The 12,272-nt window shown below is 37.2% G+C and carries 12 protein-coding genes; 8 read left to right on the top strand and 4 right to left on the bottom strand.

The window, feature by feature from the left end:
* Positions 1 to 4: 4 nt before the first annotated feature.
* The 3 genes from C1631_RS19605 to C1631_RS19595 are packed head-to-tail and all read right to left on the bottom strand — an operon-like array spanning position 5 to position 1,914.
* Positions 5 to 322 carry a hypothetical protein gene (locus tag C1631_RS19605; RefSeq protein WP_103246510.1) on the bottom strand — a complete coding sequence of 106 codons (318 nt, stop codon included), beginning with the start codon at positions 320 to 322 and terminating at the stop codon, positions 5 to 7.
* Between the two features lie 3 nt (positions 323 to 325).
* Positions 326 to 1,141: a 3-methyl-2-oxobutanoate hydroxymethyltransferase gene (gene panB / locus C1631_RS19600; protein ID WP_103246511.1), complete on the bottom strand. Its 816-nt coding sequence runs from the start codon at positions 1,139 to 1,141 to the stop codon at positions 326 to 328.
* A 59-nt stretch (positions 1,142 to 1,200) separates the two neighbouring features.
* Positions 1,201 to 1,914, bottom strand: coding sequence for a Crp/Fnr family transcriptional regulator (locus C1631_RS19595; protein WP_027373019.1), 714 nt, complete (start codon positions 1,912 to 1,914; stop codon positions 1,201 to 1,203).
* Positions 1,915 to 2,003: 89 nt separating this feature from the next.
* Between C1631_RS19595 and C1631_RS19590 the strand changes: the two genes are divergently transcribed.
* The 8 genes from C1631_RS19590 to C1631_RS19555 all read left to right on the top strand — a co-directional run bounded on the left by C1631_RS19590 (position 2,004) and on the right by C1631_RS19555 (position 10,858).
* Positions 2,004 to 4,382 (top strand): heavy metal translocating P-type ATPase, encoded by a 2,379-nt coding sequence (locus C1631_RS19590; RefSeq protein WP_109713803.1) that lies wholly within the window; start codon positions 2,004 to 2,006, stop codon positions 4,380 to 4,382.
* 109 nt (positions 4,383 to 4,491) lie between these two features.
* Positions 4,492 to 4,701 carry a cbb3-type cytochrome oxidase assembly protein CcoS gene (gene ccoS, locus C1631_RS19585; RefSeq protein ID WP_103246512.1) on the top strand — a complete coding sequence of 70 codons (210 nt, stop codon included), beginning with the start codon at positions 4,492 to 4,494 and terminating at the stop codon, positions 4,699 to 4,701.
* A gap of 21 nt (positions 4,702 to 4,722) precedes the next feature.
* Positions 4,723 to 6,984 (top strand): cytochrome-c oxidase, cbb3-type subunit I, encoded by a 2,262-nt coding sequence (gene ccoN, locus C1631_RS19580; protein WP_103246513.1) that lies wholly within the window; start codon positions 4,723 to 4,725, stop codon positions 6,982 to 6,984.
* A 20-nt stretch (positions 6,985 to 7,004) separates the two neighbouring features.
* Positions 7,005 to 7,205 (top strand): cbb3-type cytochrome oxidase subunit 3, encoded by a 201-nt coding sequence (locus C1631_RS19575; RefSeq protein WP_027373015.1) that lies wholly within the window; start codon positions 7,005 to 7,007, stop codon positions 7,203 to 7,205.
* Between the two features lie 10 nt (positions 7,206 to 7,215).
* On the top strand, positions 7,216 to 8,097 hold the full coding sequence (locus C1631_RS19570) for a cbb3-type cytochrome c oxidase N-terminal domain-containing protein (protein WP_109713801.1): 882 nt from the start codon (positions 7,216 to 7,218) through the stop codon (positions 8,095 to 8,097).
* A gap of 95 nt (positions 8,098 to 8,192) precedes the next feature.
* The gene (gene ccoG / locus C1631_RS19565; protein ID WP_103246515.1) at positions 8,193 to 9,647 is read left to right on the top strand and encodes a cytochrome c oxidase accessory protein CcoG; all 1,455 of its coding nucleotides are present in this window, start codon (positions 8,193 to 8,195) and stop codon (positions 9,645 to 9,647) included.
* Positions 9,648 to 9,656: 9 nt separating this feature from the next.
* Positions 9,657 to 10,109 carry a FixH family protein gene (locus C1631_RS19560; protein ID WP_103246516.1) on the top strand — a complete coding sequence of 151 codons (453 nt, stop codon included), beginning with the start codon at positions 9,657 to 9,659 and terminating at the stop codon, positions 10,107 to 10,109.
* On the top strand, positions 10,100 to 10,858 hold the full coding sequence (locus C1631_RS19555) for a sulfite exporter TauE/SafE family protein (protein ID WP_103246517.1): 759 nt from the start codon (positions 10,100 to 10,102) through the stop codon (positions 10,856 to 10,858). Before C1631_RS19560 ends, C1631_RS19555 begins: the two co-directional genes overlap by 10 nt.
* Positions 10,859 to 10,979: 121 nt before the next feature.
* Here the strand turns inward: C1631_RS19555 and serS are convergent, their stop codons facing one another.
* Positions 10,980 to 12,248 (bottom strand): serine--tRNA ligase, encoded by a 1,269-nt coding sequence (gene serS / locus C1631_RS19550; protein WP_109713798.1) that lies wholly within the window; start codon positions 12,246 to 12,248, stop codon positions 10,980 to 10,982.
* Positions 12,249 to 12,272: the final 24 nt, after the last annotated feature.

The following is a 12,272-nucleotide window of genomic DNA, read 5'->3' as shown; positions in this document are numbered from 1 at the left end:
GATTCTATCTCCTTCTGTTTGATAATGAAAGAATAATTCCTCCCAACAGGCCAATAGTTTTAATGGCTGAAAGATTTGAACTTTCCGGAATAAAGGCCCCTAGCACACATACTCCGGCTGCTGCATACATGGCGTACATAAAGTTTCTATTGGTAAGCAGGGGTGCCTGAATAAAGAAGCTCGCTCCTATCAGAACATAAAAAACTTTTCTGGAAAGTAAGTGATTGATTTCCGGAGAAAATAAATTAAACCATCCTACAGCAAGACAAATCAATGCTGCAATAGATAATATTCCCTGGATAGATTGTTGTTGATTTTGCATGAATTAATAACTTTCGTTTTCGTTTGGAAACTCAACACTTTTTACATCTTTTACATATTGAGCTACTGCTCCTGTTATTTCTGTGTAAAGGTCAAGATATCTTCTTAAAAATTTGGGACTAAACCCTTTATTCATTCCCACCATGTCATGATACACCAAAACTTGTCCGTCACAATCAGCTCCTGCCCCAATTCCGATGGTAGGGATGGTAATACTTTCAGTAACTTTTTTAGCTAACTCAGCAGGTATTTTTTCTAAAACAACTGAGAAGCATCCCAGTTCTTCCAAAAGCTGGGCATCAGCAATTAATTTTTCAGCTTCAGCTTCATCTTTTGCTCTTACTTTATAGGTTCCGAACTTATAAATAGACTGTGGGGTCAATCCTAAATGTCCCATCACCGGAATTCCGGCATTGACAATTTTTTTGATTGATTTTGAAATCTCCTTTCCCCCTTCAATTTTTACAGCATGAGCTCCTCCCTCTTTCATCATTCTTACGGCAGACTCTAATGCTTTTTCAGGGTTACTCTGATAAGTCCCGAAAGGTAAATCTGCAATCACCAGTGCTCTGTCGGTTCCCCTTACCACACTTTGAGCATGATAAATCATTTGATCCAGCGTAATAGGCAGTGTAGTTTCAAAACCTGCCATTACATTTGCTGCAGAATCTCCAATCAAAATAGCATCTACTCCACCAGCATCCACCATCTTTGCTGTGGTAAAATCATAGGCAGTAAGCATTGTTATTTTTTCCTTGTCGAATTTCATTTTACGCAAGGTTTCAGTGGTAACTTTTTTAATTTCAGAGTGAACAGACATAATTTATCTATTTTAAAAGTTAAAAAGTCGGCTCTGGGCCGACTTAAGTTGTTATGTTTTTATAAAACTACGTGACCGAGTTTCATGAGTTTGTCGTGATTGAGAATTTTGATATTTCTTCCATCCACTTCAATCAGGCTATCCTGTTTGAATTCGGAAATCAGACGGATGGCACTTTCTGTAGCTGTACCAATAATATTGGCAATTTCCTCCCTTGTTAATGAGATCTTGATAAATCCTTCGGGATCTACTCCCAATTTCTGCTCCAACAGCAGCAAGATTTCAGCAAGTCTTTCCCTCACTGTCTTTTGTGCAAGGAATGTAATGGTATTGGAAGATTCTCCTAATTCGTAAGAAATTTTTTGAAGCATTACGAAGGACAATTGTGGATCCACCTCTAATAGATACATGAAAATATCTGCGGGTAAAAAAACACACTCGATATCCGTCATTGCTTCTGCTTTGGCCTGGAAATTTTCCCCGCAAAGCAAAGAACGATAGCCGATTATGTCCCCTTCTTTGATAAATCTTAAAATCTGATCTTTCCCGAATGCTCCTGATTTGGATAATTTAGCGGCTCCTTTTTCAAGAACGTACACTCCTTTTGGAGTTTCTCCATCCTCAAAAATAGTATCGTGTTTCTGAAAACTCAATCTTTTTTTACCGTTAATATATTTTTCAAAATCTGCGCTAGAAAGTCTTTCCTTAAATGACTTATCATTAAAAACTTTGGCGAACCTCTCTTCAATTGCTATCTGTTGTTCCTGCGGCATTTTATATGATATTTATCACAAAAATAGAACTTTTTAACTCGATAAACAAAAAAAATTGTTATAATTTTGTAGTTCAATATATTAGGGTGGTGAGCGAGAACTGTTTTCATTGTGGTCAAGGGATAGAAAAAGAGAGAATTTTGTTTGATGAAAAGACTTTCTGTTGTAACGGCTGTAAGTCTGTTTATGAAATTCTGAATACAAATAATTTAAGTAATTTCTATGAACTGAATAAAGGGGCAGGAATTCGTCCTAATGATGAAAATTCCACTCAGTTTGACTACCTGGATACTCCCGAAATTTTCGAAAAAATAACCGATTTTTCTGAAGGGAATACAAGTCTTGTCACATTCAAAATCCCTGTAATACATTGTTCTTCTTGCATCTGGCTATTGGAAAGCCTGCATACCTTAAATAAATATATAAAGTATTCTCAGGTTAACTTCACCAGAAAGACCTTACAGATCTCATTCAATCATAATGATTTAAAATTAAGTGAATTAGCTAATTTTTTAACAAATTTAGGATACAAGCCTGTGATCAGTCTTGAAACCGCTGAGAAAAATGTAGATCATCTGGATAAATCTCTTCTTGTAAAATTTGCCATCGCCGGCTTTGCATTTGGAAACGGAATGTTTCTGGCATTCCCGGAATATGTAGGAGGAGAAGATTACTGGATGGAGCACTATAAAGGCCTCTTCAGAGTACTGATGTTCCTGTTGGCCTGTCCTGTTGTTTTTTACTCCGCTTCAGATTATTACAAATCTGCATGGTATGGCCTGAAAAATAAAATCGTCAATATTGATGTTCCGATCGTACTGGGAATATTCGTTCTTTTTGGTAGAAGCATCTACGAAGTAGCGACAGGCTATGGCCCCGGCTATTTTGATACGCTTTGTGGTCTTTTATTCTTCATGCTGATGGGTAAGCTTTTCCAGAAAAGAACATACAGTGCACTCTCCTACGACAGAGATTATAAATCTTTCTATCCAATTGCGGTCACCAAAGTAGACTTTGAAGGGAAACAGGAAAACATCCTTCTTTCTGAAGTAAAAGTTGGCGACAGAATTTTAGTTAGAAACCAGGAAATCATACCGGTAGACGCCATATTGATTAACGGAGAAGGAAATATAGACAACAGTTTCATTACTGGGGAAAGCGAAAGCATCAGCAAGCAGCCCGGAGATAAAATTTTTGCTGGAGGAAAGCAAATCGGATCGTCTCTGGAACTGGAAGTTATAAAGAATGTTGACCAAAGTTATCTTACTCAACTTTGGAATAAAGAAGCCTTCAAGAAACATGAAACCGGACTGGACACCCTCACCAATAGTGTTAGTAAATATTTCACTTTCATTATTTTAGGCATCGCTCTGATTTCAGCAATCTATTGGTCATTTATCGATCTTGAGAAGATGTTCCAGGTTGTTTCAGCCATTCTGATCATCGCCTGTCCTTGCGCACTTGCTCTTTCTGCACCGTTCACCTTCGGGCACATCATGAGAATCTTGGGGAGAAACAAGTTCTATGTAAAAGATACTTTAACTATTGAAAAAATTGCAAAGCTTGACACTATTGTTTTTGATAAAACAGGAACGATTACGCACAGAAAGAAGTCAAATATCAAATATGAAGGTTCAGAAATCAATGAATTTGATCAATTGAACATCAAAACATTATTGAAGAACTCAAACCACCCTCTTTCAAAGTCATTATATGAATTTATCGAGGTGAATGACGATTATTTCCCGGTAGAGAATTTTGTAGAGATTTCCGGAAAAGGATACGAAGCAAACGTGAGAGGAAATATGTACAAGATAGGGTCTGCCCGCTATAATAACCAGGAACCTAAAAATCTGGAAACAGCAGTTTATATCAGTAAAAATGATCAGTTTGTTGGAAAATTCATCTTCAAGAATGAGTACCGCCCGCAATTGAAAAATTTATTCACAAAACTTACCCTTTACAAAATATTTATCCTGAGTGGTGATAATTCATCAGAAGAAAATCAGCTGAAAGAGCTTATACCGGGCTACGAAGGAATGGCTTTTAATCAAAGCCCCGAGGACAAACTGAATTACATCAAAAACCTTCAGGATCAGCACATGAAAGTAGCCATGTTAGGTGACGGATTGAATGATGCAGGAGCTTTAAAACAAAGTAACGTAGGGATTGCTATTGCTGATGATACAAACAGCTTCACACCATCCTCAGACGTCATCATGAACGGTGAAAAGGTAGTGACTTTAGACAACTATCTGAACGTTTGTAAAGGCTCAATAACGATTGTAAAAATGACATTTATAATCAGTTTTCTTTACAATATCGTTGGTTTAAGTTACGCAGTCACAGGACATATGCATCCGCTTTTCGCGGCAATCATCATGCCAATCAGTTCTATCACCGTGGTGACATTTACCACAGTTTCGACCTGGGTATTAGGCCGCAAATACTTCAAAAAACAGGCGTAAACGCCCTTATTTAGACTGATTTTAAATTAGCTGAAATCGGCATTTCGTGATGAATGTCATTATTTTTCACTAAATTTGAACCCCGAAAATAGGTTAATTTTGTTGTCCAATGGATATTCTATATTTAATGATCGTCTGCAGTGTTTCTTTAGCTGCGATCTTCCTGGTCGTATTTATAGTGTATGCCAGAAAAGGGCAGTTTGAAGATGATGAATCTCCGGCTGTCAGGATTCTTTTCGATGATGAAATCAAAGATCAAGATGAAACTGGCAACAAGGATAAAGACGAAAAAGAAATAGGAGAAAATAATAAAAATTGAGAAAAATAGTGAATAGTTGATATGGAAACACAAAAGTTTAGTTATGACAATAGTATTGTCCGTGCGTTCCTCTATGCGACCATTATCTTTGGTTTCATAGGATTTACGTTCGGGCTTACGGCGGCATTAATGCTTTTCTACCCTGAATTACCAGAGTTCTTTTTCGGGACAGATGATACAACCATCAAGAGTTTGGCATCCGGTAATATTCAAGGTTTAATAAACACTCATGGTGCATTTGGTTTTGGTAGAATCAGAATGTTGCACACCAATACCGTAATCTTCGCGTTCGTATGTAACATTGTTTACGTTGGGGTATATTACTCTACGCAGAGGTTATTAAAAACAAGAATGTATAGTGATACATTATCCTGGATTCATTTCTGGACTTGGCAGTTTATGATCGTTGCGACGTTCATTACTTTCTTTATGGGTATAAATACTTCGAAAGAATATGCTGAGCATGAATGGCCAATTGATATCTTAATTGCATTCTCGTGGATCATCTTTGGTGCCAATATGATTCTCACTATTTCGAAGAGAAGAGTAAGACACCTCTATGTAGCCATCTGGTTCTATTTAGGTACCTGGGTTGCAGTAGCAATGCTTCACATCTTCAACAACCTTGAGGTTCCATTATCATTCTCAGGCTGGAAATCTTATTCTGCATATGCAGGAGCAAAAGATGCTATCGTACAATGGTGGTATGGTCACAATGCAGTAGCATTCGTATTGACTACTCCGGTTTTAGGTTTAATGTATTATTTCTTGCCAAAAGCAGCAGACAGACCAGTTTTCTCATATAAACTGTCTATTATCCACTTTTGGTCACTGATCTTCGTATATATCTGGGCTGGTCCTCACCACCTACAGTATACAGCACTTCCGGCATGGGCACAGGCAGTAGGAACAGGTTTCTCTATCATGCTTATTGCACCATCTTGGGGAGGTATGTTAAATGGTCTTCTGACGTTAAGAGGAGCTTGGGATAAAGTAAGAGAAAATCCTATCCTTAAGTTCTTCGTAGTAGCCGTTACTTGTTATGGTATGGCAACGTTTGAAGGACCTTTATTGGCAACTAAAAATATCAACAAAATTGGTCACTTTACAGACTGGGTAATCGGTCACGTACACTTGGGAGCTCTTGGATGGAATGGTTTCATGGCATTCGGGGTTATCTATTATCTGGTACCAATTATGTGGCGAACTAAAATTTGGTCTGTAAAATTAGCTAACTGGCATTTCTGGTTAGGTACATTAGGAATTATTTTCTATGCAGTACCAATGTATATTTCAGGATTCACACAAGGATTAATGTGGAAGCAATTCAACCCGGACGGAACATTATTATGGAAAAACTGGTTGGATACTGTAACGGCTATTATTCCTTATTTCAAAATGAGATTCGTAGGAGGTTTATTCTACATTTCAGGAGCCATCTTAATGATTGTAAACGTAGTTGCTACAGTAAGAAAAGGATCATTCCAGAAGGAAGTTCCTGCTGAAGCTCCTGCATTAGCCAATATTGGTAACAAACGTAAAGAAGGAGAAGGGTTCCACCTTTGGTTGGAAAGAATGCCATTACTTTTAACAGTATTATCATTATTTACAATTTCAATAGGAAGTATGGTAGAGATTATCCCTACCCTTACTCTTAAGAAAAGTGTCCCTACTATTTCTGCAGTAAAACCTTATTCACCGCTTGAACTTGAAGGTAGAGATATCTATATCCGTGAAGGATGTAATGCTTGTCACTCTCAGATGATCCGACCATTCAGAGATGAAATTACAAGATTTAACGGTAAAAACGGGCAATACTCTAAAGCTGGAGAATTTGTCTATGACAGACCATTCTTATGGGGATCTAAGAGAACAGGACCGGATTTACATAGAGAAGGAGGTAAAAACCCAAGTTCTTGGCATTACAAGCACATGTATAACCCAAGATCTACCTCTGCAGGTTCTATCATGCCTCGTTACCCTTGGTTAATTGCTACAGATTTAGACAGATCTAAAATGGTAGATAAGATGAAGCTGATGAAGAATACATTCGATGTACCTTATACAAAAGCTGAAATCGATTCTGCAGACAAGTGGGCCAACAACCAATCAGCAAAAATTGTTAAAGATATCTTCTCTGAAGCTAATGACCTGAAAGAGGCTTATGCAAAGAGACCTCAGGGTGAATTAGAGAAAAAAGAAATTGTAGCTCTTATTTCTTACCTTCAAAGATTAGGAACAGATATCAAGACCACTGAAATTAAAACAGCAAGTAATAACTAAAACATTAAAAGGTTCATCATATGATTCCTCAGAACTTTAAAGATATACTATCCAATACAGAGAATGCTGGTTTTTACCAGACACTGGCTTTGATTTTCTTTATGCTGTTCTTCGTCGCTTTGATCATATATGTTTTTAGCAAGCCTAAGAAATATTATAAAGAAGAAGAAGAAGCACCACTTGGGGATGATGAGGATGATGATTTTAATTTAAAAAATTAAACTATTTTTTATGAAACAAAGAACACCTGTTGTTATAAACATCTTAATAATAATCGGACTTTTAATAGTTTTTTATTATCTGTTTGTGCAGAGCTACGCATTTTTGGGCTCGCCTTACTTCTGGGGAACTGTTGTAATTGCCGGAATCCTGGCTTACATTCACAGTTCAATTGGAGATTTGATTGAAAATAATAAGTTCAAAAAATTATCTCCGGAAGAAAAAGCTGCTTATTTAGCTGAAAAGAAAATTCCTTTCTATAAAAGAATGTATGCTGCTGCATTCAAAAAGCAATCTGAAACAGAGGAAAAAGATATCCTTATCGACCACGGTTTCGACGGAATCATGGAGTTGGATAACCAATTACCAAAATGGTGGGTAGGTTTATTCTATTTTGGGACTGCTTTTTGTATTGTATATATTGCTGCTTACTCTTTCACAGATTTCGCTCACCCGTTAAGCGAATATGAAAAAGAATATAAAGAGCAACTGGCAAGCATTGAAGAATATCAAAAAACTCAACCTCCTGTAACGATTGAAACAGCTAAGTATTCAGCTGATAATATCGCAGAGGGTAAAGAATTATTCAAAACAAACTGTGCATCTTGTCACAAGGAAGACGGTAGTGGAGGTATCGGACCAAACCTTACTGATAACTACTGGATCAACCAGCCTGAGAAAACGTTATTTAAAAACGTATTCCATATGGACTGGAATGGTTCTCCTACTAACCCTGCGATGAGAGCATTTGGTAAAAACGGAGAAGTTTCCGGTGCTGAAATTGAAAAGATTGCAGCGTATGTATATCACATCAACCAGGAACTTCCACCAGTAACTCAGGCTCAGGGAGGAGCTGCTCCTCAAGGAACTGAAGCGCATTGGGAAAAAGAATAATTTAGAAAATTAGAAACATATGAAAAAAACATAATTTGTTATTACCTTAAAAATAGTAACGAATTATGTTTTTTCTTTTTTAAACACATTACAATATGTCAGACATAGAAGAAATAGAAGTACGAGGCGGACAGGGACAGGTTCTGGACCCTGAGACTTACAGAGATTCTATAGGGACAATGGAGCAATCCGGTAAGAGAAGATGGGTATTTCCAAGAAAACCAAAAGGAAAATATACCAACTATAGAAACCTTGTAAGCTATGCATTATTAATTATCTATTTTTCATTACCGTTCATCAAGATCAATGGTAATCCTTTATTGCTATTCAATGTAATAGACAGAGAATTTTACATCTTTGGACAGCCTTTCTATCCACAAGACTTTTTTATCCTCACTTTAGGTGCGATCGCATCTTTAATCTTTATTATCGTTTTTACGATTGCATTCGGAAGAATTTTCTGCGGGTGGATATGTCCTCAGACAATTTTTATGGAATCTATTTTTCGTAAAATTGAATATCTGATTGAAGGTGACCGAAATAAGCAGATGAAACTGGACAGACAAGAGTGGAACAGTGAAAAAATCTGGAAAAGAACTCTAAAATGGTCTGTTTATGTTGTCATTTCACTGATTATCACTCACTTTATGTTTATGTATATTGTGGGATATGAGCAGGTATTTAAAATTGTATCAGCAGGGCCATTTGCCCACCCTACCAATTTTATTGTGATGATTCTTCTTACCGCTGCATTTTACTTTGTATTTGCATGGTTCAGAGAACAGGTTTGTACCTTGGTTTGTCCTTACGGCAGACTTCAGGGTGTACTGATTGACAAGGATACCATCAATGTTTTCTACGATTTTAAAAGAGGAGAAAACAGATCAAAATGGAGAAAAGGGGAAGACAGAAAAGCTGCAGGTAAAGGAGACTGTATCGATTGTCACCAGTGTGTGGTGGTATGTCCTACGGGAATTGATATCAGAGATGGACAACAGTTGGAATGTATCAACTGTACCGCTTGTATTGATGCCTGTGATGAAGTTATGGATAAAGTGGGTCTTCCAAAAGGATTGATCAGATATGCTTCTGAAAATGAAATTGAGAAACAAACCCAGTTTAAATTTACCGGAAGAATGAAAGGTTTCGCAGTATTCTTACTGTTTTTAGTAGGATTCCTGGGATATCTACTCTACAGCCGTGGAGAAATGGAGGCCAAATTTATTAAGCCAGCAGGAAGTACATTCTTTGTCAAAGAAGGAAAAATTATCAATACTTACAATTATACCTTCCTGAATAAGACCAATGAGAAAAAACTTGTGACGATAAAGATAATCGAGCCGGCACATGGAGAAATTACCTATAGTGCCTCAAGCAAAATCCAGGTAGATCGGGATAAAATTTCTAAAGGAACGATTAATATCAGCTTCCCGGAAGGTGAGATGAAGCTTTCTAAACAGAACATTACAATCGGGGTTTACGATATGAAAGGTAAACTTGTCGATTCTTATCAAACTTATTTTGAAGGACCATTCAAACTACAATTTTAATTAAAAAAGATGAAGAACTTTAGTTGGGGACACGGTGTTGTACTTGCATTATTTGCATTTATAGTTTTTATACTTTCAATGATGTTTCTTTTCCCAAACGGGCAAAAAAACTCCGAAATGGTAACAGACAATTATTATGAAGAAGAGCTGAAGTATCAGGATGTAATTGATGCCAAGAAAAGAGCTGACGAACTGCAAGAAAGACCTGTATACAGCCAGGATACGAATGGAATTAAAATCACTTTTCCAAAAGAATATAATAACTCTAATGCTACGGTAAAATTTGTTTTAAACAGAACCGACGACCAGAATTTAGATATCAAAAAATCTGTACAGCTTGATGCTACACAGTCTTTTGTAATCCCTTCACAGGTATTGAAAATGGGGAATTACACTTTAAGACTGAGCTGGACAAAAGATAAGACAGACTACAGAATGGATTATGACGTAATATGGAAATAGGACTTGTTATATCGGCTATTGCTTTAGGCTTTGCTTCCGGCTTTCACTGCATCGGAATGTGTGGTCCTATTGCTTTATCGATGGGATTAACAAAAAAACAGGCCGCCAATTTTTACCTTCAGAATCTTACGTATCAATTTGGAAGAATTTTCACCTATTCATTGCTAGGTGCACTTCTTGGTATTATAGGACAAGGTTTTGAAATGGCAGGTTTTCAAAAGTATCTGACCATTACCGCCGGAGTTCTGCTCATTATTATGGCTGTATTTTCATTCGGAGGAAAAGATTTTGCTTCAAAAATTCCTTTTCTCTCTAAATTCCTATATTCTGTAAAATCTAATTTAGGCAGACTGTTACAAAAAGCGGATTACCGATCAAGGTTTACGACGGGTATTCTGAATGGCTTTCTTCCATGCGGAATGGTTTACATGGCTCTTACGGCGAGTCTTGCAGGCGGAGGAATATGGCAGGGAGCTTTATATATGGCTTTATTTGGTTTGGGAACCCTTCCTTTCATGTTTGCGGTTGTTTTGGCCGGAAATCTCATGAATCAGGCTTTTAGAATTAAAGTTCTGAAAGCAGTCCCTGTAATCATGATCATCTTAGGTGGATTATTTATTCTCAGGGGAATGGAATTAGGTATTCCTTATGTATCTCCAAGAGCTGAAGCGATGACCATCTCCAAGGATCATAATGGAGCCAACTGCCACATTGAAGGCCACGATCATACCTCTACAAACTGCCACTAAACCATTGCCTTATTATTCTAATACCGCGGGATACACTTTAAATGATCATCGTTACGGAATACAATAAAACCTCCTATCAGAAGATAAGAGGTTTTTAATTATTTTAAATCATTGATTCTGTTTAGTTGATCACGTCAAATCTAGCATATTCTGCAATTTTCTTTGGAAGCTTAATTCCTTCCTCAGTCTGATTGTTTTCAAGCAATGCCGCCATAATTCTCGGTAATGCCATAGCAGAACCGTTTAATGTATGAACCAGCTGAGATTTCCCGTCAGCTTTGTAACGACACTTCAGCCTGTTGGCCTGGAAAGTTTCAAAATTGGAAACAGAACTTACTTCCAGCCACATTTCCTGAGCAGCGCTCCATACTTCAAAGTCGTAAGTCATTGCAGATGCAAAACCTGTATCTCCACCACAAAGTCTCAATACTCTGAAAGGAAGTTCAAGATCTGTAAGAATTTCTTTGATATGCTCTACCATTTCTTCCAAAACAGCATAAGAATTTTCAGGTTTTTCGATTCTTACAATTTCTACCTTTTCAAACTGATGAAGACGGTTTAATCCTCTTACATGAGCTCCGTAACTTCCCGCCTCTCTTCTGTAGCATTGAGAGAAGGCTGTATTTTTAATAGGAAGATCTTTTTCATCCAGCAAAACATCACGATAAAGATTCGTTACAGGAACTTCCGCCGTTGGGATTAGGTATAATTTATCTTCGTTGATATAATACATCTGACCTTCTTTATCCGGCAACTGACCTGTTCCAAAACCTGAAGCTTCATTCACAACGTGAGGCGGGTTTACTTCTGTATACCCTTTCTCTACATTTTTATCTAAGAAATACTGAACCAAAGCTCTTTGTAACCTTGCTCCTTTTCCTAAGTAAACAGGAAAACCAGCTCCGGCAATTTTTACTCCTAATTCAAAATCAATCAGATTATATTTTTTCGCAAGTTCCCAATGAGGAATTGCTCCTTCCCCCAGACCTTCTACTGTATGAGACTGGAAAATAGTTTCATTGTCATCTGCAGAAGCTCCGCTTTTTACCAATTCGTTAGGAATATTAGGAAGCTGATATAAAATATCAAGCAAAGCAGTTTCTTTTACTTCTAACTGAGATTTCAATTCTGAGCTCGACTCTTTGTATTGTGCTGTTTTAGATTTTGCTGATTCCGCTTCTTCTTTCTTTCCTTCTTTCATCAAAAGTCCGATTTCTTTGGAGATTTTGTTGATCTCGGCAAGCTGGGAATCTAATTCAAACTGGATTCTTTTTCTTTCGTCGTCAGCAGCGATAGCCTCGTCTACCAACTCAAGATTCTTGAATTGTCTTTTTTGAAGACCTTCTAAAACGCGCTCTTTATTGTCGCGCAAAAAATTGACTTGTAACATTTTATTGAGATGTTAAATATTAGA

The sequence above is a fragment of the Chryseobacterium phosphatilyticum genome (assembly GCF_002899825.2).
Classification (GTDB): Bacteria; Bacteroidota; Bacteroidia; order Flavobacteriales; family Weeksellaceae; genus Chryseobacterium; species Chryseobacterium phosphatilyticum.
This window is presented reverse-complemented; position numbering and strand designations above follow the sequence as displayed.

Excerpts from the sequence above, each read along its gene's own strand:
- ccoN (WP_103246513.1), top strand. The coding sequence starts at position 4,723 with ATGGAAACACAAAAGTTTAGTTATGACAATAGTATTGTCCGTGCGTTC.
- C1631_RS19555 (WP_103246517.1), top strand. The coding sequence starts at position 10,100 with ATGGAAATAGGACTTGTTATATCGGCTATTGCTTTAGGCTTTGCTTCC.
- C1631_RS19595 (WP_027373019.1), bottom strand. The coding sequence starts at position 1,914 with ATGCCGCAGGAACAACAGATAGCAATTGAAGAGAGGTTCGCCAAAGTT.
- C1631_RS19575 (WP_027373015.1), top strand. The coding sequence starts at position 7,005 with ATGATTCCTCAGAACTTTAAAGATATACTATCCAATACAGAGAATGCT.
- serS (WP_109713798.1), bottom strand. The coding sequence starts at position 12,248 with ATGTTACAAGTCAATTTTTTGCGCGACAATAAAGAGCGCGTTTTAGAA.
- ccoS (WP_103246512.1), top strand. The coding sequence starts at position 4,492 with ATGGATATTCTATATTTAATGATCGTCTGCAGTGTTTCTTTAGCTGCG.
- C1631_RS19560 (WP_103246516.1), top strand. The coding sequence starts at position 9,657 with ATGAAGAACTTTAGTTGGGGACACGGTGTTGTACTTGCATTATTTGCA.
- ccoG (WP_103246515.1), top strand. The coding sequence starts at position 8,193 with ATGTCAGACATAGAAGAAATAGAAGTACGAGGCGGACAGGGACAGGTT.
- C1631_RS19605 (WP_103246510.1), bottom strand. The coding sequence starts at position 322 with ATGCAAAATCAACAACAATCTATCCAGGGAATATTATCTATTGCAGCA.
- panB (WP_103246511.1), bottom strand. The coding sequence starts at position 1,141 with ATGTCTGTTCACTCTGAAATTAAAAAAGTTACCACTGAAACCTTGCGT.
- C1631_RS19570 (WP_109713801.1), top strand. The coding sequence starts at position 7,216 with ATGAAACAAAGAACACCTGTTGTTATAAACATCTTAATAATAATCGGA.